The organism is Haloarcula sp. S1AR25-4, from assembly GCF_031624555.1.
GTDB classification, from domain to species: Archaea; Halobacteriota; Halobacteria; order Halobacteriales; family Haloarculaceae; genus Haloarcula; species Haloarcula pellucida.
This window is the reverse complement of the sequence record NZ_JAMQOR010000002.1, coordinates 26513-49623: the sequence shown is the minus strand read 5'-3', so window position 1 is coordinate 49623 and position 23111 is coordinate 26513. Positions and strand designations below refer to the sequence as shown.

Sequence of the window (23111 nt, the reverse complement as noted above, 5' to 3'; positions counted from 1 at the left end):
CCGGATAAACGCCGTTATCCCATCTTCTGAAACCAGTAGTCCAGATACATCCTCTTATCCGTCAAATTGGACTCCTTGTATTTTGCCATAGGAAAATTTGTTAATATATGGAGGGATGATATTTCGATGAGGGTCATCAGATTAGAAAACTCGTCAGCAATCAATCCCTGTTGTATATGTTATTCAGGCGTAGAGAGGTTTAACATCTCTTCAAGCATTGATCGCCCAGACTCACTGAGAGCAACAGTAGAAAAGACGGTTTCAACCGGTAGGTAAGTCACTCCTTCAGGGATTTTGTCGGGTTTAGAGCTCTGTTTTGCAAACATCAGTACTCTAGCATTGCCAGTGTAATCCTCAAGAGTCTCCAATTTTGACCGAACAGTTCCTGTTCCGCCCATTGTTACTTGACCCCAAATTCGAGTATCACCTGAAATCCCCGAAATATCAATATCTGCCGAAGTACCACCAATTCCGGCTAATCGTGTGTAGTTTCCGTCGACGATTCGAAGAAATTCTTCACAGACTACTTCAAGTTGATCAGGCTTGAGAGAATGTACAGAAAACGGTTTTGAGGTCTGGTTAATAATCGCTCGGAGATGCTCTTCTCCATTCCACCAATTACATACAGACCAGTGACGAGGGCGCACGCCGCTTTCAAAGATTATAGGATGTTCTTCAATAGAAACTGTCTGAACATTGCTCAATGGTAGTGTTTTGAGAATCATTGCATCACCTGCCTCAGATGGGGTAGCTTGTCCTGGTTCTACAAATTCACGCTTGACGATATCTGCTCCATCAAAATACAGAAGTTCAATCTCAGATTCTGGTTCCACGACTCCCACTAACATTTCTGTTTTTGTCACATCGCGGTACGATGCTCCGACTATGGCGCCCTCTTCTGCAAACCCATTGAGGTTTGATATTTCTTGGGAGCCACGTCCTGAGTAGTCATCTGGATTAGCACTAGGCAGATCTTTCCAGTGAATTCCAATTTGTTGCTCTTCCCATAATATCTCAGCTCTCGGACTCGCTGCACCGCCTTTGTGTCTAGCAAAACCTGGATTGTATTCTTTGTACATACAGGTGGAATTCAAATCAACTTCTAATAATAATACTGCCTGACAATCAAATCTGATAACTATTATCTCTCCCTCGAAGTCTATTTTCACTTTCACCGAGCTTCAACCCCTAATTAAGTCCAATCACTCGGAATCTCTCCATGTATGGCAACTCAGGAAACGCCATCCTTCGACGACCTCGAACCAGTTGAAAGCAACTCCGACGACGACTACGATTCCGAGTGGATCGAACTCGAACCCGGAGAGAACGTCGTGGGCGAGATTCGTGATGTCGTCCCGAACTGCGGTCAGTACGACACCACCGTTATCGAACTCTCCCGTGGCATCGGTGATGTCGTCGCCATGTGGTCCAACAGCCAGATCGACAACGCCCTCGACGACAACGATCTCGGTGAGGGAGATGTCGTCGGCATCAAGCACACAGAAAAGACGCGTACGTTCACGACCGACGACGGTGAGGAGCGGAGTACGACGTGTGGGAAGTCCGCCAACTCGGTGGTAGCGAATGAGCTACCAGCGTAAGGCCAGCGGGATGATGGATGACTACCTGAACGTTCGCAACGCCCCGATTGGCCATCGTACACGCTCACGGCCGATTACGCCGTCATGGTGTCGCTTGGTGTGTGGGTCGTCGCGTTCGCTAGCTCGGAGCCCAAACGGTACCACTACCGTTCTTCGGCCGCTTCGCACCATCAGTCGTTCGTGAACTCGCCGAACGCCGTGCGTTCGCTCACTCTCGGCGAGTCCTGGCTCTCCCGTCGTGACCACAGTCCCGAGCGGTGTGCACGTTCGTCGACGCCCGGCTTGGAACCGCTGCCAGTCACGGCGCCGAGTGGAGCGAGGCGATCGCTCCCGCTGGGACGACGGTCCGGCGCGCTCCGCCTCCTCTCACAGCCCGAACGGTCCGAGGACGCCGAAGTCGATGCGGAGCGATTCGATCATCGTCGCGGCGTGGCTCTGCATGAACACGTCGGCGCCGCGGAGTCGGTCGTTCCCCCACGTCTCCAGCGTGGTGTCCGCCGCGACCCGCGACGTCTCGTCTAGATACGCCGCGAACGTCTCCCAGAGGTTGGTTGGCTGGCGTTCCCGGACGACCTGCCCGAGGTCCACCGTGGCGATGGCCTCGCGGCAATTCGCCTCCAGATCCGTAACGAACTCTCGCTGGGTCCGGACGTCCGCCGGCGTCCCGAGTCGAGTCAGGTGGCCGGCGACGAGCGTATCGAAGTCGTACTCGAGGATCTGATCGTGGGCCCTGATGTAGCCCGGAATATCTGACGACTCGGCGAGGTTCTGGAAGGGGATCCACCCCGGGAACACGACGTCGACGAACATGAGGACTCGGTGGGTTGGCGCGTGGATGAAGACGTTTCCGGCGGCGTGGTTCGGTCCGCGGTGTTCGAGTTCGAGGCGTTGGTCCCCGACTTCGAGGGTGTAGCTGTTGCCATCGACGTGTCGACGGTCGGGGCGTTCCTGCTGACCGGCAGTGCTCGGAGTGGCGTTCGTTCTCGGACCGAACACAGTCGTCGGAGACGGGCGGTTGTCGTCACCGACCCGGTCGAGGAATCTGGCGGTCCCCACGTGGGCGATGTACTCGGCGTCGTCGGGGTAGAGCGTCGCAGCGCCGATGTGGTCCGCGTGGTAGTGGCTGTAGACGACGTGGGTGATCGGTTCGTCAGTCACCTCGTCGATCGCGGCGAGGATGTTCTGCCCGATGGTCGGGGGTGCGTCGACGACGACCACGCCCTCGCCCGTCGTGAGAAACAGCATCTGGTAGACGCCCTCGGTGATCCAGTAGATGCCGTCGCCGAGTGCCGCCACCAGATAGCCCTTGTCGGGAATCTCCGGGTCTTCGGGGGCCGAAGTCTGTGCTGCGAGCGCGCTCGTCGCGTCTGAAAGGTCCTGTGCCGACACGGAACCGCTCAAGCCTGCCATCCCGAGCAGACCTGCCGCGCTGGCGGTGAGGTAGCTCCGTCGTGTGACGTCGGGGTCTACCGGACGATTGTTCCCCTGCATGGTGTCTCGACGACGAGTGACGCGCGCAAAGTTATGACCGAGATACCCCTCTCGTCCTGACGGTACCGGTACTGGACGGGGTCACGGGACGCGGATTACCGGCGTGAGCGAGACGGGTGGCGTGGCTCATACTGGTGGCTGTAACAAACTGAAGTAATTCGCCACCCGGGGTGGCGAATATCGTTACGAACGTACAGCCACCAGTATCACTCACAGAGTTGGCTCGGATTACTTCCGGCGGAGTGCGGGGGAGACGAAGAGTCTGCCACCGCGGGCGAGACACGGACGGGTTACCCGACGGCCATCCACACGACGAGCGCTATCGTCGAGAGGACGACGGCGAACTTCACGCCCGCCATCAGGTTCACCTCGCGGATATAGCCGGCGATGAACGAGGAGAGGAGCGCCTGCAGGGTGACAGCGTGGAAGAACAGCATCGACAGGAGGTCGACGTCGACGCTGCCACCGAACCCGCCGCCGGGCGCGCCGGACCCGCTGGCACCGGAGGCCTGACTCGACAGGCCGGACATCACGTCGAGGAACTGCGTCTTCAGCAGCGCCATCACGCCCAGCAGGGTGAGGTAGGTCATGATGATGATGACCATCTGCATCCGGGTTCGGGACTTCCGCTCGCGCTCGATGTCGTCCTGATTCTCCGAGGCCTGTGCGGCCGTCGAGAGGACGTCCTGAATCTGGCTGGAGGCTTCCTGTGCCTCGGCGATGAGTTTCACCGTCCGAGCCAGTCGCGGGACGTGGTACTTGTTGTTGAACTCTCGGAGGGCCTCCTTGAGACTGGTGCCGTAGTTGACCTTCGCGTGCATCGTCTCGAACTCGTCTGAGAGCTTCCCGGCGGACGTCTCGGAGACGACTTTGATGGATTCGAGCAGGGTCATTCCGGTGTCGTTCGCCGAGGCGAGTTTCCGGAGGTTGTCAGAGAGGTTGCCGATGATGGCTTTCCGCGAGCGTTGGTTCCACTCGTAGAATATCGTCAGCGGCACGAAGTTGATGTACATCGGGACGTACACCCAGAAGAACGTCCCCGGTACAGGCCGATTGATCATCCCGTCGAGCGAGAGGGGGGCTTGCCCGAGGACCACGGCGGCGACGATCGAGAGGATAGAGAGCGGAATCGTCAGCCCCAGCACGAGCATCGGGTGGTCGCGGAAGAACAGGTGTGGCTTCTTGAGAATCTGGAGGAACTCGTAGGTCCCTTCGCGACTCTTCACGCGGTCGAAGACGGCGTAACTGCCGCTGTACTGCTCGACGAGACCGAGGTTGAAGACGCCGATGCCTTCGTCGACGACGATGTCGTCTTCGCTGGCGTCTGGCCGGAGGTACCCATCACCGATGGAGTCCTGCGTGACCGTCGAGACGAGCACCAGGAAGGCCATCCCGGTCAGCGGGATGAGACCGTAGACGGTGCCGTAGATGAGCCGCTGCTGGGCGTTGCCCATCATCGACATGATGACGAGGATGATGATGAGCAAGAGCGGGAACAGCGAGAGGGTCATGTACATCTCGCCGAACAGTTCCAGCGTCTCCAGCATCTTCTCTTGCTCCTGCCGGGCGGTCCGCATGTGCTTTTCTTTCTGGTCTTCGAGGAACGAGGTCATGTCCCCACCGGAGTTGATGATAGAGAGCATGTCGGTGAGGAACTGAGAGAGGCTGTCGGAAGGGGTTTCGAGCGCCTGATTCCGAACGGCCGTCCGATAGTCCGTATCGAAGTATTCGGTCTCTAGAACGATAGACTGGAACTCGTGGGCGACCTCTCCGTAGGTATCGTCGGCTTTCGCCATCGCCTGGAGGATCTCGAGTTGGTTCAGCCCACCCACGGAGAGGGCGTACATAAACGAGATGGAGTCCGAGAGGAGGATGTTGATCTCGCGCTCGCGAGCACTGGCCCGGAAGTACGGAATCGAAACGAGCGAGCCGAAGCCGATGCCGAAGCCGATGGCACCGAAGACGACGCCCGTCACGAGAATCAGGAAGGGGAGTTTCAGCGCATCGATGATGGCAAGCAGCGTCTCGTTCTGGATGACGACGCCGATGAACGTCGGCCCCTCCGAGCCAGTAAACAGGATACTGACGAGCAGGTACCCCAGCAGGGTGCCGACGAGCCAGAGTGCCAGTCCCGCGATGACGCCGACGGCGAGGGCGCGTGCGAGGAACATCTCGACGTTGTCGGCCATCCGCGCCTCGGCGAGTTTCGTCTGCACGCTGTCGACGAAATCGCCCTCCTCGTCGAACAGCGTCTGGTAAGCGGGGTAGAAAGCGTCACCCAGAGCGCCACCGCTCCCGAGTTGTTGCTGGCCCTTCGTGTCGAGGCTCATCCGCTATCTGCCTCCTTCCCGGCTTTCGGGACGAACTGGCCGAAGCCGCCGGTCTCTTCTTCCTCTTTTTCGGCCTCCGCCAGTGCGTCGCCGTCCATCAGCGCCGAGACGATGTCGGTGGTGTCGCCGCTCGTGAACTGGTCGAACAGCGGGCCGGCGTTGTCCAGTACGCCTTTCGTCTCCTCGACCATCTCCGGTGGGGCGTCGGGCCGCGGGACCATCTCCTCTTTCTCGGGATCGATGTCGATCTTGACAGACTCCATCTCACGGAGGTCTTCGAGCGACTGTTCGAGTTGGTCGTTAGCGATGAGTGTGAGGATGGTCTCCGGGTCGTTGATGAACGCCTGAATCGTCGCGGCGACCTGCGTGTAGGTGTTTAGCCCCTGTTCGATGAGGTACGCGAGGACGACTTTCCGCTTGAACAGTTCCTCGTCGAGTTTCTCCTGGGTCCACCCGCGGTCGAACTTGACCTCCTCTAAGGTGTTCGAGTTCCCCATCTGGATGTACTCGTCCGTCTCGGCGCGCCACTCGTAGACGTCCCGGACGTTGATTTCGTCGTTCTCGGCGGAGTACTCGTTGATCTCGGTCAGAGACTTGTTCCGGCGGACCTTGTTGCCGTCGACCCGCGTCTGGGTCTGGATCGAGACGAGGTCGAGCGCGGTAAACAGCGTCTTCGAGACGTTGATCGGTTCGGTGGTGAAGCGCTTGATGACCTCGCCGACGGAGTCGGCGTGGAAGGTGGTGTAGGTGGTGTGACCGGTCGACATGACCTGAAACAGGGTGCGACCTTCCTCACCGCGAATCTCACCCATGACGATGTAGTCCGGACGTTGCCGGAGTGCGGCCTCCAGCAGGTCGAACTCGTCGACGTCGCCGGTGTCGTCCTCGCCGAAGGAGGGGCGGGTGACGCTCGCGACCCAGTTGCGCTGTGGCAGTTCCACCTCGCGGGTGTCCTCGATGGAGACGATTTTCGAGTTCGAGGGGATGAACAGCGAGACGGCGTTCAGACTCGTGGTTTTCCCGGATGCGGTCCCGCCCGCGAAGATGAGCGACTTGTGATTCTCGATACAGAGCCAGAGGAACGCCATCTCGTCCAGCGAGAACGTGTTCCAGTTGATGAGGTCGATGGGGGTGAAGGGGACGTCCTTGAACTGCCGGATGGTGTAGTTCGTCCCGTGGTCGGACACTTCCCGGCCGAGCGTCAACTGGGCACGCGACCCGTCCGGCAGCGTCGCGTCGACCTGTGGTTGGCGCTTCGAGATGCCCTTGCCCGAGCGCTGGGCGAGTTTGACGACGAAGTCGTCGAGTTCCGTCTGGCCGTGTTCGACGTTCGAGATGATCTGCTCGTAGTCGGTGTGGTAGACGAACACCCGGGAGTTGTACCCGTCACAGGAGATGTCCTCGACGTTGATGTCGTGTTTGATGCCGTCGATGCGGGCGTACCCGATGAAGTCCCGCTTGAGCATGTACAGCAGTTTCTCGACCTGGTACTCGTTGAGCGTCGCGGGGTCGTCCTCGAGAATCGCCGGTTCGGGCCGCGTCGAGATACCGTCGAGTTGCCCGGCCTCGTCCGGGTCTTCGGCCGCTTCGCCCATGTCGAACAGCTCTTTCACCTGGTCGAGGATGCCGCCGCCGTCGCCGCTGCCGGCACCGACTGTCCCGTCGTAGAGGTCGTACCGCGAGAGGAGGTTCTCGGCCTCTCGCTGGATGACCTCGGCTCGGTCGGCGTTCGACCCCTGAACGATGACCTCGTCCTCGGAGTACTTGATGGCCGTCTTGAGCTTTCCGGAGAGGAACTGCTTGAGGTCGTCCTCGATGGCGTTGAGGTACGGTTCGACGACGTAGTACTTCTTCTCGTTCTCCTTGCGGGAGTGGAAGATGACGACGCAGGCGTAGGGCTTGTTGACCCAGTAGCGCTCTAGCTCTTTGAAGTGAGACTTCTTGCTGTGTGGGACCGCCTTCTCTAGGTCGTACCGGTTGACGACCGTCGTGTGGCCGTGTCTGGTCGAGAAGAACGCGTCCTCGTCTAACTCCGGATTGACGTCGACGGTGTTCTCGTCGACGACGTCGGCCAGTTCGGACGCGAAGTCGTCGGCCTGTGAGAGTCGGGTCTCGGTGTGGTCCGGATCGAAGCCGAGATGCTCTTCGGCGTCGAACGGGACCACCTCGCCCTCCTCGTCCCGAGGGAGAGAGCCGTCCTCGTAGTAGTACTCTTGCTTGAAGTGTTCCCACGTGTAGGCGCCCTTCGTGACGGGCGTCGTCGAGGGGTCGAGATACTCCTCGAACGGCCCGTTCAGCGTGAGCGCCGTACTCGCTGCCGTCTCTAGCTTGTCTCCGAGTTGGCGTGGCTCGAACCCGAGATACTCGCTCCGGTCGAACCGACCTCCATCGTGGAACTCCCGTCGCAAGTCGTCCCACGTGTACTCCCCGACTGCCGCCGACTGGTCGGCACCAGTCCCACCCTCGCCGACCTGATTCGGCTCTGTCCCCCCTGTGTCATCAATTGCCATTATCTGTCATCTGCCGGTCGGCGTGAAAAAACTTATTGCCGGTGAATTGACCCACGATCCCCCGGACGGTGACCCTATGCTGCACGGTTTGACAGTGATTGTGGAGGAACTATCCTTAAGCTTTCGGCACCGCTATTGTGGTTGATAATTGGGTGTCCGCCCCGTCCCGAAACGGTTCTCGAGGCGCTACTGGAGGAACGACTCCATCCGGTTCATCGCCTCTTTGAGGTCGTCTAGCCCCGTTGCATAGGAGAGGCGAAGGTGGCCGTCCCCGCCTTCGCCGAAGGCGGTACCCGGCACGACGGCGACACCCTCGGACTGGAGCAACGACTCGGCGAACTCGCTCGCGTCGTCCCACGGACACTCGGGGAAAGCGTAGAACGCCCCCGACGCGGGGAAGCAGTCCAGTCCCATGCCATCGAGACGCGAGAGGACGTAGTTCCGCCGTCGGTCGTACTGCGAGGTCATCTCCTCGACCTCCTCCCAGCAGTTCTCCAGTGCCTCGATGGCGGCGTACTGAGCGGTGGTCGGCGCCGACAGCATCGTGTACTGGTGAACGCGGTTCATCGCGGTGATGGCCTCCGGCGGCCCCATCGCGTAGCCGAGTCTGAATCCGGTCATCGCGAAGGCCTTCGAGAACCCGTTGAACACGACGGTTCGTTCGCGCATCCCCGGGAGCGTCGCGATAGAGGTGTGGTCGTGTTCGTAGGTCAGGTCGGCGTAGATCTCGTCGGCGAACACCACGAGGTCGTTCTCCCGGCAAAAGGCCGCCACCTCTCGGAGTTCCTCGCCGGTCATCGTCGCGCCCGTCGGGTTGTTCGGGTAGCAGTAGACCAGCGCGTCGGCCTCGGCCGCGCCCGACTGTTCGAGCACCTCGCGGGTGAGTTTGAACTCGTCCTCGACGCGGGTCGGCACGTCGACGACGTCGACGCCGGCGAAGGTCGCACCCGGGACGTAGGAGACGTAACACGGCTGTGCGACCGCGATACTGTCGCCGGGGTCGAGCAGCGCGCGGAACGCCAAGTCGAGCCCCTCGCTCGCGCCGGCGGTGACCAGAATCTCCTCGTCGGGGTCGTAGGTCAGGTCGTGGCGCTCGGTCTCGTAGCCGGCGATGCGCTCGCGGAGTTCGCGCTTCCCGCGGTTGGCGGTGTAGGAGGTCTGGCCCCGTTCCAGCGAGGTTATGGCGGCCTCGCGGGCGGCCCACGGCGCGGAGAAGTCCGGTTCGCCGACGCCCAGCGAGATGATGTCGTCCATCTCCTCGGCCAACTCGAAGAACCGCCGGATACCCGACGGTGGCACCGCGTCGACTCGGTCTGCTGGCTCGAACGTCATGGCGAGACGGAGAGTCTGTCGTCGTCGTCGTGGTCGTCGAAGGTCATCCCCTGTTCCTTGTAGGACTCCATGATGTAGTGGGTGACCGTCTGCGTAATCTCGGGGATGGGCGCTATCTTGTCGCTGATGAAGTGCGACACCTCCCGCATGGAGTCGCCCTCGACTTCGAGGTCGAAGTCGTAGTCACCGCTGACGAGGCGCAGCGAGGTCACTTCGGGGAACTTCCCGATGCGGTCGGCGATGTCGCTGTAGTTGGTCTCGCGGTCCAGTGCCACGTTGAGTTCGACCGTCGCGCGCACTCGCTCCTCGTCGGTGTCGACGGCGCTCCAGTCGACGACGGCCTGATACCCACAGATGACGCCGGCCTCCTCGAACTCCTCGACGATGGTCTCGACCTCGCTCTCGGAGAACCCCGTCATGTGGGCGAGGTCCTCCGTCGTGTAGCGGGCGTTCTCCCGCAGCAGGTTCAGAATCTCGCGGCGACTGCTCATACACAGAGGCGGACGGTCCCGAACAAAAGCCTTGCTCAATGGTGAGACTGACTGGCACGCTTCCGGTCGGTCGCCGAAACCGACGCGAGGTTTAACTAGGTAGCGTCCTACGACTCGGCTGATGTTCGAGGAGGCCGCAAACGAAGAGACAGTCGAGACGGGGTGGGGGAACGTCGCGTCGTACGACGGCGCGCCGGCGGTCATCGACACGCTCCTGCGTCTCGACGCCGAGACGACGTACACCAAGACCGAACTGAGCGACGAGGCCGGTGTCCCCCTGAAGACGCTGTATCTCGATGGCACGTTAGAGCATCTCGTCGAGATAGGGTTCCTGGAGAAACACGAGGTCGAAGGCGACGAAGCGCTGTTCGGCGTCGCGACGGAGACGGACGTGTTTCGCGCCGCTGCGGCGTTCGACGAGGCGGTTTCGGCTCGATTGGCCGAGGAGGAGTGACCCCGCCGAACCACACCGTTCTTTGTGGCGGGCCGCACACCCTGCCCTATCGTGGTCTCTGACGCCCAGTCCCGTCTCGTCGTCGGCCTCGTCGGGGGGTCGCATCTGGTCAACCACGCCTACTTCATGCTGCTGCCGCCGATTTTCGGGCCGCTGAAGGCCGACCTCGGGCTGACCGACGCCCAACTGGGTATCGCACTGGGGACCGTCGGCGTCGTGGTCACGGCGCTCCAGTTGCCGTTCGGGTCGCTGTCGGACTCTCGGAGTCGGACCTCGGTGCTGGCCATCTCACTGACGTTCGGAGCGCTGGGTGCGATGCTCACCGCCACCGCCCAGAGCTACCGTTGGTTGCTCGTCGCGAGCGTCGTCACCGGAATCGGTATCGCCGGTCACCACCCGGCACACTACCCGCTCATCGGGGCGGCGACGACGCCAGACACCCGTGGCCGGGCCTACAGCGTCCACGGCTTCACCGGGGCGCTCGGCTTCGCCGCGCCGCCGGCCGTCGTCGCGACGGCGAGCACGCTCGGTGTCGACTGGCGCGTCGCCATCGGCGCTATCGCCGTCGTCGGCGGCGTCTACGGCGCCGCCTGTCTGCTCGCCTTCGACCGGCGCGTCGACGAGACCATCACCCATCCGACGAGCACCGAGCAGTCGCGTGACGCCTCGCTCGCGACGCGGGTCCGGAGCGAACTCCGGACCGTCCTCGCCTCGCCGCCCATCGTCGCGCTCACCGTCCTCTGGTTCGTCACGTCGATGGCCGGGTGGGGCATCAAACAGTACACGGCGACGCTACTCTCCTCGGGCTACCCGATTCCCGACGCCACCGCGAACTTCGCCGTCTCGGCGATGCTCGTCACCGGCGCGGTGCTCATCTTCGCCGGCGGATGGCTCACCGACCGCTACTCGCCGGGGCCGGTGTTGGTGGGCGGGTACGCCGCACTCGTCGTCGTCGCCGGGGTGCTGGCGCTCGGGACGCTCCCCGTTCTGGGGGCGCTGGCGCTCGTCCTCGTCCTCTCGGCCACCGTCGACGGCAGTCGGCCCGCCCGAGCGTCGCTGGCCGACGCCCTCTCCTCGGCGGACTCTGCGGGCAAGAACTTCGGCTTGCTCACCGTCGGTATCTCGGGCGGCGCGGCCGTCGCCCCGCCGGTCCTCGCTGTCGTCGTCGAACGCGCCGGGGTCGCCGCGGCGTTCTGGGTCGTGGCCGGCATCGGCGTCATCGCCATCGGCCTGACGGCTGTCGTGCTGGCCGTGGGTGGGTCACGAGCGACGGAGTCGGTCCAACTGGGGAACTGAGCGGGGTCCGTGGGCTTTTATCGAACGACGACGTAGCGTCGCCCACCATGGTTTCGCTCGACTCCGACTCCGACGTGCTCGAACGTGGCGACGCCGCACCGACGTTCGAACTGCCCGGTGCCGACGGGGCGACGTACGCGCTCGACGACTTCGCCGACTACGACGCGCTGCTCGTCGTGTTCACGTGTAACCACTGTCCCTACGCGAAGGCGAAGATTCCCGAACTGAACCGGCTGGCCGAGGCGTACGACGACCTCGCCGTCGTGGGCGTCAACCCGAACGACGCCGAGGCGTACCCGGACGACTCGTTCGAACGGATGCAGTCACTCGTCGAGAGCGGCGACGTGGCCTACGACGCGTACCTCCGCGACGAGAGGCAGTCCGTCGCGGCGGCGTACGGCGCTCGCTGCACGCCGGACCCCTTCCTGTTCCGGAACGACGGCGGGACGTTCCGACTGGCCTATCACGGTCGACTGGACGACGCCCCGAACCCCGACGACGAACCGAGCGACCGAGAGATGGCTGCCCACGTCGAGACGCTGCTGGCCGGCGACGAGATAACCAGCGCCGAGAAGCCGTCCCGTGGGTGTTCCATCAAGTGGACCGAGGGCAACGAACCCGACTACTGGGACGTCTAATCACCGACCCCGCTGGGCCGTCCGACTCGCCGCTGGGACCCAGCCGAGTCCGTCGAACGAACCGACAGGCACGCTTTTCGAGCGAAAACGCCCTCGCACACTCCTGACACGCCCCTCGCTCAGCTTTAAGGACCAGTGCGGCGATTGTCATCATGTACCATGAAGAAGCTCATCAACGACCCGGACGACGTGGTCGACGAGATGTTAGACGGGATGGTCGCGGCGTACCCGAACCGCGTCCGTCGGCTGTCGGATACGAACGTACTGGTCCGCGAAGACGCGCCGGTCGGCGGGAAGGTCGGCGTCGTCAGCGGCGGCGGGAGCGGCCACGAACCGACACACGCCGGCTACCTCGGCGAGGGGATGCTCGACGGCGCGGCCGCGGGGGAAGTGTTCACGTCACCGACGGCCGACGAACTGGAGGAGATGGTCGCCGCCGTCGACAGCGGCGAGGGCGTCCTGCTGGTCGTGAAGAACTACGAGGGCGACGTGATGAACTTCGAGACGGCCGGCGAGATGGTCGAGATGGAGGGGACCGAGGTGGCCGAAGTCGTCGTGAACGACGACGTGGCCGTCGAGGACTCGCTGTACACCTCGGGCCGCCGAGGGGTCTGCGGCACTATCCTCGTCCACAAGGCGGCGGGCGCGAAGGCCGCCGAAGGAGCGGACCTCGATGAGGTCCAGCGGGTCGCCCAGAAGGTGGTCGACAACGTCGGCACGATGGGGATGGCCCTGACCTCCTGTGTCACCCCGGAGAAGGGGGAACCGACGTTCGACCTCGGCGAGGACGAAATCGAACTCGGCATCGGCATCCACGGCGAACCGGGCGTCGAACGGACCGACATCATGGACGCCGACGCCATCACCGAGGAACTCACCGAGTCAGTGCTGGACGACCTCGATCTCGACGAGGGCCAAGAGGTCGTCACTATCGTCAACGGCATGGGTGGCACGCCGCAGATGGAACTGTTCGTGGTCAATCGGAAACTGCAGGAACTGCTCGGCGACCACGGACTGGAGACGTGGGACGCGTGGGTCGGCGACTACATGACCTCGCTGGACATGGCCGGGTGTTCCATCACGGTCTGTGCCGTCGACGACGAGTTGCAGGAGTTGCTCGGAGCGCCGGCCGACACCCCGGCGCTGACGGTCCGATGAGCGACGAGGGTGCCGCCGTCGTCGCCGCCGTACAGGCCATCGCGGAGCGGTTGGAAGCCGAACGGAGCTATCTCACCGACCTCGACTCGGCCATCGGTGACGCCGACCACGGAGGGAACATGGCCCGCGGCTGGAGCGCCGCCGCCGAGAAAGTCGCCGACCTCGACGACCCCGACCCGGCGACGGTAGTCAAGACAGCGGGCAAGACGCTCCTCTCGGAGGTGGGCGGCGCGTCGGGACCGCTCTACGGCGGGTCGCTCGTCTTCGCCAGTCAGGAACTCGACGGGGGCATCACCGCCGACACCGCGGTGGCGTTCGCCGAGACCTACCTCGAAAAAGTGCAGGACCGCGGCGACGCGCGAGTCGGCGACAAGACGATGGTCGACGCGCTGGTACCGGCCGTCCACACCTTCAAGAAGTCCGTCGAGACGGACGACCTGCCGCCGGTCGAGGCGCTGGCAAAGGCCGTCGCGGCCGCCGAGCGAGGCGTCGACTTCACGGTCCCCATCCGGGCCTCGAAGGGCCGAGCGTCGTATCTCGGGTGGCGCTCGGTGGGCCATCAGGACCCCGGCGCGACCAGCACGCTGTACATCTTAGAGGAACTGTTGGACGTCGCGACGGAACACGTAGACGTGGCCGAGACGCCCGCCGTCGACGCCACGTCGCCGACCGTTCCCGACGGCGAGGAGGCCGCCGAGGACTGATGGTCGGCCTCGTAATCGTCTCGCACAGTCGGAAAGCCGCCGAGGGGATCGCCGAGGTGGCCGCCGAGATGGGCGGGGACACCCGCATCGAACCAGTCGGTGGCGACGGACAGGGCGGGTTCGGGACGGTCCCCGACGACATCGAAGACGCACTCGCGGCCGCGGACGACGGCGAGGGCGTCGTCGTCCTCGTGGACCTCGGGAGCGCCGTGATGAACGCCGACGTCGCCATCGAGATGAGCGACGTGGACGCGGTCATCGCCGACGCGCCGGTACTGGAGGGGGCGGTCAACGCCGCCGTCGCGGCGACCAGTCCGAAGGCGACGCTGGACTCGGTTCGCGAGCAAGCCGAGGCCGCACGGGACGTGGACAAACTCTGAGACGGGTGGTCACTCGACGCCGTCGAGTCGGGCCACCACCGCCGCCCGCGTCTCGCAGGCCAGAATCTCGTCCGCGAGGGCCGCCGCCGTCTCGCTGTCTGTCTCGCGAACCCGCTGTTTGACCGCCGGGACGGTGACGGCGCTCATCGAGAGTTCGTCGAGGCCGAGGCCGACGAGCAGTTCGGTCAGGTCGGGGTCGCCGGCCATCTCCCCGCACATGCCGACCCACGCGTCGCACGCGTGGGCGGCGGTCACGGTCCGGTCGACGGCGCGGAGGACGGCGGGGTGAAGCGGGTCGTGGAGGTCCGCGACGCCGTCGTTCTCGCGGTCGGCGGCCATCACGTACTGCGTGAGGTCGTTCGTCCCGATGGAGAGGAAGTCGAGTCTGTCGGCCAGCGCCCCGGCCACGTAGGAGGCGGCGGGCGTCTCCACCATGGCTCCGAGGGCGGGTATCTCGTAGTCGACGCCTTCGGTGTCGAGTGTCGCGGCCACGGCCTCGATACGGCTCAGGACGTCCTCGACTTCCTCGACGCGGGCCACCATCGGCACCATCACCGCGAGGCCGTCGCCCGCGTCGGTCGCCGCCGCTCTGAGGAGCGCTCGTAACTGCGTCTCGAAGAGGTCGGCGTGGTCGCTCAGCGAGAGGCGGACGCCGCGCCGTCCGAGGAACGGATTGGGTTCCGCCGGGAGGTCAAGATACGGGACCTGCTTGTCACCACCTACGTCCAGCGTCCGGACGACGACGCGTTCGTCGGGGAACGCTTGCAGGGCGGCCGTGATGGCCTCGAACTGCTCGTCCTCGTCGGGGGGTGCGTCGCGGTCCAGAAAGAGGAACTCGGTGCGGTACAGACCGATGCCGTCGGCCCCACGCTCGGCGGCGGGGTCGAGTTCTGCCGGCCGACCGACGTTTGCGGCCACCTCGATACCGCGGCCGTCGGCCGTCGAGACGCGAGCAGCGACGACCGGTGCGTCGACGTCCGAAGCGGCCGCTCGCCGCTCCTCGTTCGGGTCGACGACGACCTCCCCCGCCTCGCCGTCGACCAGCACGGTCGCACCCTCGGTGACGTCGTCGAGGCCGTCACCGACGCCGACGACGGCCGGAATCGCCAGCGACCGGGCGATGATGGCTGCGTGGGAGGTGCGACCGCCGGTCGCCGTCGCGATGCCGGCGACGGCCTCGGGGTCCAGTTCCGCGGTGTCGCTGGGCGTGAGTCGGTCGGCCAGCAGGACCGTCCCCTCGGGGAGCGAGCCGAGGTCGATGGCCGCGACGTCGAGCAGTGCCCGCAGGAGGCGGTCACGGACGTCCCGCAGGTCGTCGGCGCGTTCGGCCATCCGTCCCTCCATCCCCTCGAACTGCGCGATGGCGTCCGCGTAGGCGTCGGAGACGGCGTGTTCGCCGGGGCTTCCATCGTCGATAGACTCCTCGATAGCGTCGACCAGTTGCGGGTCGTCGAGGAACTGCTCGTGGGCCTCGAAGACGGCGGCCTCGTCCTCGCCGACGGACTCTGCGGCCCGGTCGCGGGCGGCCCGGATGGCCTCGCGGGCGTCGCGCTGTGCGCGTTCGAAGCGCTCGCGTTCTGCCTCCCTGTCGACGGACGCGGGGTCCGGTCGCGCCGGGAGTTCGAGCGCCGTCGGTCGGTACCAGCGGGCGGTCCCGACGCCCGACAGCGGCGTACTGCCGACACCGGTGAGCGCCCTCACGAGGCCTCGCCCCCTTCGTCGACTGGCGTCGTCAGCACCGTTTCGAGGGCGTCGAGCGCGTCGCTCGCGTCCTCGCCCTCGGCGACGATGCGGACGGATTCGCCGTGTTCGACGTTGAGGCCGGTGACTGCGAGCATACTGCTCGCGTCCACCATGCCGTCCTCGCCGTCGTCGGCCCGGCCGACGGTGACGGTGGCGTCGTACTGGTTGACGGTCTGGACGAACTTCGAGGCCGGGCGGGCGTGCAGTCCGGCCTCCGGGACGACGTCGACGGTGCGCTCCATACGCCCCAATGGTGTGCGTGAACTATTACCGTGTTGGCGCCACCGAACCGTTTAGTCCTCCCCTCCCGTCGGGCACTGGTGTGAGTCGTCCAGTCGGGTATCTGTCGCTCGCGATGGCCGTCGTCTGTGCCGGCGGCGTCGCACTCGTCCGGCGAGTCGGTGTCGAAGGGAGCGTTCAGGGCATCGCAGTCGCTTTCCTCGTCGTCAAACTCCTCTCGCTCGCGGCCGTCGGGTTCGCCACGTACGGCTGTTACCGCATCCTGCTGAGTGTCTACGACCGTCGGACGGCGGACAAGCGCCGCCGGCACGACGCGAAGAACCTCTTCCGGCTCGGGTTCGGTCTCGCCGGGACGCTGGCCGCGCTCGGGGTCGCCACCGAGCAGTGGGTCGGACTCCTGTTCTCGCTGGGTATCGTCGGGTTCGCGGTCACCTTCGCGCTCCAGCAACCCCTGTTCTCGCTCATCGGGTGGCTGTACATCATGGTCAAGCGGCCGTATCAGGTCGGTGACCGCGTCGCCATCGAGGACTCGAAGGGCGACGTGGTCGAGGTCTCCTTCCTCGTGACGACGCTGTGGGAGATAAACGGGGACCTCGTCTCCTCGAACCAGCCGTCCGGACGGACCATCACGCTCCCGAACAGCGTCGTCCTCTCCTCGCACGTCAAGAACTTCACACAGGAGGAGTTCCCGTTCGTCTGGAACGAACTCGCGGTGCAGGTGGCCTACGAGACGGACTTCGAGTTCGCCACCGAGACGATGCGGAGCGTCGCGGACGACTATTTGGGCGACGAGATGGCCGCCCGAATCGGCCGGTATCGGGAGCGCCTCGACGAGACACCGGTGGAACTGGAGGTGCAGGACCGGCCGACGGTCAACGTCGTGCAAGAGGAGTCGTGGGTGGAGTTCCGCCTGCGGTATCTGGCCCACCCGCGACGGGGACAGCGAGTGAAGAACGAACTGTACCGGCGCATCCTCGCGGCGTTCAACGAACACCCCGACCGGGTGAAGTTCCCCGTCAGTCGGAACCGGTGAGGCGAGACTTTACCCTCTACCCGGTCGGACGCTTCCCTATGGACGAGACGCCGCTGCCGGACGTGACCGAACAGTTCGCCCGAACGCTGGCCCCCGACCGAGACGAGGTCATCGCCGAGATGGATAAAAAGGCCGACCGCGAGGGGTTTCCGACGGTCGGGCCCGCCGTCGGGGGGTGGCTCAGGATGCTCGCCCGCATGACCGACGCCGACCGCGTCTTCGAGTTCGGCTCTGGCTTTGGCTACTCGGCGTACTGGATGGCCCCGGCGATCCCCGCCGACGGCGACATCGTGCTGACGGAGATCGACGCCGACGAACTCGACGAGGCCCGGGAGTTCCTCGCACGCGGGGGCTACGCCGACCGGGCGTCGTTCGAACACGGCGACGCCATCGAGGTGGTCGAGACGTACGACGGCCCCTTCGACGTGGTGCTGATAGACAACGAGAATGACCGGTACGCCGAGGCGTTCGCGGCCGTCCGAGAGAAGGTGCCGGTCGGCGGCGTCGTCGCCGCCGACAACGTCGTCGAGGCCGGAACGCTGGACTTCGAGGCGGTTCGAGCGCTCCTCGCCGGCGAGGACGTGGACGCCAACGCGACGAGTCGCGGCATCGCGACCTATCTCGAACGGGTGCGGGACGACCCGGACTTCGAGACGGGGTTGTTACCGCTGGGCGAAGGCGTCGCCGTGAGCGTGAGGGTGGCCTGAAAATTCATGCCATCGGCTCGGCCGACCCGAAGAATGATTCGTGTCCGTGTCGATAGTTCACGTACACCATGGCAGAGAGTGGTTCGGATTCCACGGCGGACGTGTTCGGGCTAGACGGTGCCGTCATCGACCGGACGGCCGAGAAAGCCGAGATGGAGACAGACCGGTTGGTGGGGGCACTCGACATCCTCCACGCCGAACTCATCGGCCGACACTCGAACCTCGAACGTACCACGGAGTACGTCACGGAGGGCGGCGTCCGTGCGTACCGCGTCGAGGAACCCGTCTGGGACGACTTCCTCGACGAGTTCGACTTCGAGTCCACCACCGAGGCCGCCGTCCGCTACGCCCACACCGAACAGGCCAGACTCCTGTTTGCGAAGTCGGTGCGCGGCGACGACCACTTTGGACCCCGCGAGGAGGGCGTCGTGGTCGGTATCGACACGGCCGAACAGTTCTGACGGCTCTCATTCTCGCCTGCGAAAATGGGGGTGCATAGCTTATGTGGCAGGCCCGGCAAGTCAGCGCCAACCGACCACACATGAGTTTGATGATAGATATCCGGAAGCTCGGGCTGTTCAATCAGATGGCCAAGGAAGGGGGAAATACCGTCGCCAACCACCTGAGTCAGATGACTGGGATGGAGACGGAAATGGAGATAACGAAGATCAACTTCATCGACATTCCGGACATCAAGACCCACGTCGGCGACGAGAAGCAGATCGGCATCAGCATCGAGATGGTCGAGAAACCCCACGGCCACATCCTCTTTCTGTTCAACGCCCGAAACGCGAAGGACCTCGCACACGGTATGATCGGCGACATGGGCGAGACGGACCCCAACGCGAACGGCTTCACCGACATGGAGCGGTCGGCGATTCAGGAGATCGGCAACATCATGACAAGCGGGTTCATCGACGGGTGGGCGAACGTCTTAGAGACGACCATCGACATCTCGACGCCGAACTTCACGTTCGGTCCCGGTAGCGGGATGGTCGACCAGTTGGTCGGGGACCGAGACAACGAGATGGCGCTGATGTTCGACTCGCGGGTGCACGCGCTCGACGCCGACATCAACGTCAAGGTGTACACGTTCCCCGAACTCGAGGAACTGGTCGACCTGATGCAACAGATCGAGGTCTGAGACGAGAAACAACTGCTGTTCCTTCACGATTAATTTACTTGCTTTCTTGTAGTATGCGCTCTATCCACACGGTATGCCAGGTGGCTCAGCTCAGACCCTGCGACCCTTCCTGTGGCGCGCGGACCAACTGTACCCGGACACGGAAATCGTCTCTCGTACACACGAGGGTATCGTCCGCTACGACTACGACGAGTTCGCCGACCGGGCCGCCCAGTTAGCCAACGCGCTGGACGCGGCGGGCTACGGCGACGGCGAGCGAATCGGAACGTTCTGCTGGAACCACCACCGGCACTTCGAGACGTACTTCGGGATACCGGGGATGGGAGCCCAACTTCACACTATCAATCCGCTCCTGCCGGATAAGCACATCCAGTACATCGTCGAGAACGCACAGGACCGGACCATCTTCGTCGACCAGTCGCTCCTGCCGAAACTCGAAGGCGCAGTGGCAGACGACGCCGAACCGTTCGAATCCGTCGAGCGTTTCGTGGTGATGGGGGAGTCGGTCCCGGACACGGAGTTGGACGCGGTCGCCTACGAGTCGTTCGTCGCCGACCAGCCGACGACCTACGACTGGCCAGACCTCGAAGAGGACCGCCCCGCGGGGCTGTGTTACACCTCCGGGACGACGGGCCGACCGAAAGGCGTCGAGTACACCCAGCAGATGCTGTGGAGTCACACGATGGCCATCCAGTCCCCGCAGGGGATTCCGCTTTCCGACGACGACGTGATGATGCCCGTCGTCCCGATGTTCCACGTCAACGCGTGGGGCCTGCCGTTCTCGGCGACGGCCGGCGGTGCCAAACACGTCTACCCCGGCCCCCAGCCAGAACCGGCGGATCTCGCTCACCTCATCGAAGAGGAGGGCGTCACTGTCACCGCCGGCGTCCCGACGGTGTGGCTCGGCCTGATGGAGTACGTCAAGGAAAACGACGTGGATCTCTCCTCGCTCGAGCGACTCGTCGTCGGCGGAAGCGCCGCGCCGGAGGCGATGATTCGCTTCTTCGACGACCACGACGTCGAACTCGTCCACGCGTGGGGGATGACGGAGACGGCACCGGTGGGAGCCGTCGCCCACCTCAAATCGGACCTCGAAGACGCCGACTACGAGACGCAACTCCAGAAGCGGTCGAAACAGGGGCTTATCGCGCCCGGACTGGAGTATCGAGTCATCGACGACGACGGCGACGAGGTCCCACACGACGGCGAAGCGTTCGGCGAACTCCAGATTCGCGGCCCGTGGGTCACGACCGAGTACTTCAAGCGTCCCGAAGCCAACGAGTCAGAGTTCGAGGACGGCTTCCTGAAGACCGGAGACGTCGTCTCCGTCGACGAGGACGGCTACATCAAGATCGTCGACCGGGCGAAAGACGTCATCAAGAGCGGTGGCGAGTGGATCTCTTCACAGGAACTGGAGAACGCGCTGATGGCCCACGACCACGTCTCGGAGGCGGCGGTCATCGGCGTCCCCCACGAGCGCTGGCAAGAACGACCGCTCGCCCTCGTCGTCCCGACCGACGACGCAGACGCCGACTCGCTGGCCGACGAGTTGCGCGAACACATCCTCGAAGAGTACCCCAAGTGGTGGGTGCCGGACAACGTCGTCATCATCGACGAAGTGCCGAAGACGGCGACGGGGAAGTTCAACAAACAGGCGTTGCGTGAAGAATACGCCGACGAATCGCTCGTCGAAGGCCGCGTTCCCGAGGACGCGTCACCGGAGTAAGCCACAGTCCTTCGACGGCCGTCTCACTGGACGCCGGCGACCAGCGAGCGCACTTCCTCGCGGTATGCCTCCGGTTCCAGACCGAGGTCGATGTCGACGGTGACGCTGATGCCCTCGCTCAGGTCGCTGTCGATGCTCTGCTCGAAGTTCTCTTCGGGGTAGGCGCCGCCGGACACCAGCACGTAGTCCCCGTGGTGCCACACCGCCAGTATCGCGCTGATTCCGATATCTGTGGGTGGTATCTCGACGCTCTCGGTCTCGCTGATGTCGAAGCTGATGCCCTCGAACGGGTAGACGGCACCGAGATTCACCGTCTCGGCTGTCTCCCCGGTGTCGATGTCGACGCTCCCGGTTCCAGTCCGCTCGATGCTCGTTAGCCCCTGATTTTCCATCTGCTGTTCGAACTGGTCGCGGGCGTTGGCCTGCACCTGATCGACGATTTGTGCCTGCCCGACACCCGCCGGGAGGTTGTCCAGATTCGGACTGAAATCGATGCGCGATGCGAACCAAACCGACAGCGCCGTCTCCATCCGCCCGAGCGTCCTGTCGGCGACCGTCTGTTGCAGTGCCACGTCCTGATACTGGAGGGTGTGCTGGACCGCTTGCAGGGTCACCGGTCCGTACGACTCTTCGAGGACGGTGCCGCTGTTCTCTCCGGATTGCTCCCAGCCGCCCGATTCGAGTCGGTCGGAGGGAACCGACGGCTTCGGCGTCTCTGCGGCCGCAAAGAAGGACGAACACCCGCTCATTGCGGCGGCGCCGACGCTCGCTCCGACGGCCAGATAGTCACGTCGATCCATATCGTTGCCTCGTGGGTACCATCAAAAAGCATGCTGGCCCAATTATCAGGAACTTCGGGAAAACAACTTCAGAGGGGTTTCTGTGAGTTCCACGAGGTATATGGTGACACCATCCATGATAATCCCTATGGAGTTACTCTCTGAGTACCCGGTTCCGGACCACGCACTCGACGTCAAGCAGGAGGCACGGGAGTTCGCGGAGGAACACATCGCGCCTAACGCCGCCGACTACTACGAATCCGGGGAGTATCCACACGACATTCTCGAAGCGGGGATGGACGCCGGCCTCGTCGCACAGGACCTCGGCGAGGCGGTCGGTGGGAAGGGGTACGACCTACAGCAGATGCTCGCCATCGCCGAAGAGTTCTACAAGGCCGACGCCGGCATCGCCCTGACGCTCCAGCTAGCGAGTTTCGGTGCGGAGATCGTCGAGGAACACGGCGCCGACTGGCAACACGAGGAGTTCCTCCGGCCCGTCGCCCAGAACGACCAGATTACCGGTCTCGCCGTCTCCGAACCCGAGACGGGGAGCGACCTCGCCGGGATGACAACCAGCGCCGAGAAAGACGGTGACGAGTGGGTCATCAACGGCGAGAAGTACTGGATCGGCAACGCCGTCGAAGCCGACTGGCTCACCCTCTACGCGAAGACTGGCGACGACCCGAACAACCGCTACGGCAACTACTCGATGTTCATCGTCCCGACCGACGCTCCCGGCTACCACGCCGAACACATCCCGGAGAAGATGGGGTTCCGAGCGTCGAAACAGGGCCACATCGTTCTGGAGGACTGTCGCATCCCCGAGGAGAACCTCGTCGGCGTCGAGGGCGCCGGGTTCTACATGCTCGCGGAGTTCTTCAACCACGGCCGCGTCGTCGTCGCGGGCCACGGTGTCGGCCTCGCGGCGGCCGCCATCGAGGAGGCCTGGGACTTTGTCCACAACCGCGAGGCGTTCGGCAAGACCGTCGACGAGTTCCAGGCCGTCCAGCACAAACTCGCCGATATGCATCTGGCCTTCCAGTCGGCCCGCTCGCTCACGTGGGACGCCGCAGAGCGGGTCGCAAATCGGGAGAACGCCGGCTACTGGGCGGCCCTCGCAAAGACCGAGGCCACCGAAGCGGCCACCGACTGTGCCGAGAAGGGGATGCAACTCCACGGCGGTCGCTCGGTGCTGACCGAGAACCGCATCTCCCGGGTCTATCGCGACGTACGCATCCCGGTCATCTACGAGGGCGCAAACGACATCCAGCGCAACCTCATCTACCGACAGGCCCCGCAGTAGGGCCGACCCGAATCCGTCGCCGTCGGGTGGTAACGGTGACGAATGCTCGAT

At 63.9% G+C, this 23111-nt stretch carries 22 protein-coding genes; 13 read left to right on the top strand and 9 right to left on the bottom strand.

Going from position 1 to position 23111, the window contains the following annotated elements; all coding sequences use genetic code 11:
- Positions 1-179: 179 nt before the first annotated feature.
- Positions 180-1175, bottom strand: a complete 996-nt coding sequence (locus NDI85_RS08890; RefSeq protein WP_310915563.1) for a hypothetical protein — start codon at positions 1173-1175, stop codon at positions 180-182.
- A gap of 48 nt (positions 1176-1223) precedes the next feature.
- Here NDI85_RS08890 and NDI85_RS08885 point away from each other — a divergent pair, with 48 nt between their 5' ends.
- On the top strand, positions 1224-1601 hold the full coding sequence (locus NDI85_RS08885; protein WP_310915562.1) for a hypothetical protein: 378 nt from the start codon (positions 1224-1226) through the stop codon (positions 1599-1601).
- 366 nt (positions 1602-1967) lie between these two features.
- Here NDI85_RS08885 and NDI85_RS08880 read toward each other — a convergent pair whose 3' ends face one another.
- The 5 genes from NDI85_RS08880 to NDI85_RS08860 form a co-directional block, all read right to left on the bottom strand.
- Positions 1968-3092, bottom strand: a complete 1125-nt coding sequence (locus tag NDI85_RS08880) for an MBL fold metallo-hydrolase (protein WP_310915561.1) — start codon at positions 3090-3092, stop codon at positions 1968-1970.
- Between the two features lie 290 nt (positions 3093-3382).
- A complete protein-coding gene (locus tag NDI85_RS08875) occupies positions 3383-5422 on the bottom strand; it encodes a type II secretion system F family protein (protein ID WP_188998299.1) in 2040 nt (679 codons plus the stop codon).
- Positions 5419-7932, bottom strand: a complete 2514-nt coding sequence (locus NDI85_RS08870) for a type II/IV secretion system ATPase subunit (protein WP_310915560.1) — start codon at positions 7930-7932, stop codon at positions 5419-5421. Before NDI85_RS08870 ends, NDI85_RS08875 begins: the two co-directional genes overlap by 4 nt.
- A gap of 186 nt (positions 7933-8118) precedes the next feature.
- Positions 8119-9264, bottom strand: a complete 1146-nt coding sequence (locus NDI85_RS08865; protein ID WP_188998294.1) for a pyridoxal phosphate-dependent aminotransferase — start codon at positions 9262-9264, stop codon at positions 8119-8121.
- The gene (locus NDI85_RS08860; protein ID WP_188998290.1) at positions 9261-9755 is read right to left on the bottom strand and encodes an Lrp/AsnC family transcriptional regulator; all 495 of its coding nucleotides are present in this window, start codon (positions 9753-9755) and stop codon (positions 9261-9263) included. The genes NDI85_RS08865 and NDI85_RS08860 overlap by 4 nt, the downstream gene beginning before the upstream one ends.
- Before the next feature lie 121 nt (positions 9756-9876).
- Here NDI85_RS08860 and NDI85_RS08855 point away from each other — a divergent pair, with 121 nt between their 5' ends.
- The 6 genes from NDI85_RS08855 to dhaM all read left to right on the top strand — a co-directional run bounded on the left by NDI85_RS08855 (position 9877) and on the right by dhaM (position 14385).
- On the top strand, positions 9877-10209 hold the full coding sequence (locus NDI85_RS08855; RefSeq protein ID WP_188998287.1) for a hypothetical protein: 333 nt from the start codon (positions 9877-9879) through the stop codon (positions 10207-10209).
- Between the two features lie 51 nt (positions 10210-10260).
- Positions 10261-11505, top strand: coding sequence for an MFS transporter (locus NDI85_RS08850; RefSeq protein ID WP_310915559.1), 1245 nt, complete (start codon positions 10261-10263; stop codon positions 11503-11505).
- A gap of 47 nt (positions 11506-11552) precedes the next feature.
- A complete protein-coding gene (locus tag NDI85_RS08845; RefSeq protein WP_188998278.1) occupies positions 11553-12143 on the top strand; it encodes a thioredoxin family protein in 591 nt (196 codons plus the stop codon).
- Between the two features lie 159 nt (positions 12144-12302).
- Positions 12303-13301, top strand: coding sequence for a dihydroxyacetone kinase subunit DhaK (gene dhaK, locus NDI85_RS08840; protein WP_310915558.1), 999 nt, complete (start codon positions 12303-12305; stop codon positions 13299-13301).
- Positions 13298-14005: a dihydroxyacetone kinase subunit DhaL gene (gene dhaL / locus NDI85_RS08835; protein WP_310915557.1), complete on the top strand. Its 708-nt coding sequence runs from the start codon at positions 13298-13300 to the stop codon at positions 14003-14005. The genes dhaK and dhaL overlap by 4 nt, the downstream gene beginning before the upstream one ends.
- Positions 14005-14385 (top strand): dihydroxyacetone kinase phosphoryl donor subunit DhaM, encoded by a 381-nt coding sequence (dhaM, locus tag NDI85_RS08830; RefSeq protein ID WP_188998269.1) that lies wholly within the window; start codon positions 14005-14007, stop codon positions 14383-14385. The genes dhaL and dhaM overlap by 1 nt, the downstream gene beginning before the upstream one ends.
- Before the next feature lie 9 nt (positions 14386-14394).
- Here the strand turns inward: dhaM and ptsP are convergent, their stop codons facing one another.
- Together ptsP and ptsH1 are read right to left on the bottom strand one after the other, a co-directional pair.
- A complete protein-coding gene (ptsP, locus tag NDI85_RS08825; RefSeq protein ID WP_310915556.1) occupies positions 14395-16086 on the bottom strand; it encodes a phosphoenolpyruvate--protein phosphotransferase in 1692 nt (563 codons plus the stop codon).
- The gene (ptsH1, locus tag NDI85_RS08820; protein WP_188998258.1) at positions 16083-16370 is read right to left on the bottom strand and encodes a phosphocarrier protein HPr; all 288 of its coding nucleotides are present in this window, start codon (positions 16368-16370) and stop codon (positions 16083-16085) included. Before ptsH1 ends, ptsP begins: the two co-directional genes overlap by 4 nt.
- A gap of 80 nt (positions 16371-16450) precedes the next feature.
- Between ptsH1 and NDI85_RS08815 the strand changes: the two genes are divergently transcribed.
- The 5 genes from NDI85_RS08815 to NDI85_RS08795 all read left to right on the top strand — a co-directional run bounded on the left by NDI85_RS08815 (position 16451) and on the right by NDI85_RS08795 (position 20978).
- A complete protein-coding gene (locus tag NDI85_RS08815) occupies positions 16451-17401 on the top strand; it encodes a mechanosensitive ion channel domain-containing protein (RefSeq protein ID WP_310915555.1) in 951 nt (316 codons plus the stop codon).
- Positions 17402-17439: 38 nt separating this feature from the next.
- A complete protein-coding gene (locus NDI85_RS08810; protein ID WP_188998252.1) occupies positions 17440-18108 on the top strand; it encodes an O-methyltransferase in 669 nt (222 codons plus the stop codon).
- A gap of 68 nt (positions 18109-18176) precedes the next feature.
- A complete protein-coding gene (locus NDI85_RS08805) occupies positions 18177-18569 on the top strand; it encodes a hypothetical protein (protein ID WP_310915554.1) in 393 nt (130 codons plus the stop codon).
- An 80-nt stretch (positions 18570-18649) separates the two neighbouring features.
- Positions 18650-19252, top strand: coding sequence for a chemotaxis protein CheC (locus NDI85_RS08800; RefSeq protein WP_166971279.1), 603 nt, complete (start codon positions 18650-18652; stop codon positions 19250-19252).
- Positions 19253-19325: 73 nt separating this feature from the next.
- Positions 19326-20978: a long-chain fatty acid--CoA ligase gene (locus NDI85_RS08795; protein ID WP_310915553.1), complete on the top strand. Its 1653-nt coding sequence runs from the start codon at positions 19326-19328 to the stop codon at positions 20976-20978.
- Between the two features lie 23 nt (positions 20979-21001).
- Here the strand turns inward: NDI85_RS08795 and NDI85_RS08790 are convergent, their stop codons facing one another.
- The gene (locus tag NDI85_RS08790) at positions 21002-21778 is read right to left on the bottom strand and encodes a hypothetical protein (RefSeq protein WP_310915552.1); all 777 of its coding nucleotides are present in this window, start codon (positions 21776-21778) and stop codon (positions 21002-21004) included.
- Between the two features lie 127 nt (positions 21779-21905).
- Between NDI85_RS08790 and NDI85_RS08785 the strand changes: the two genes are divergently transcribed.
- Positions 21906-23060: an acyl-CoA dehydrogenase gene (locus tag NDI85_RS08785; RefSeq protein WP_310915551.1), complete on the top strand. Its 1155-nt coding sequence runs from the start codon at positions 21906-21908 to the stop codon at positions 23058-23060.
- Positions 23061-23111: the final 51 nt, after the last annotated feature.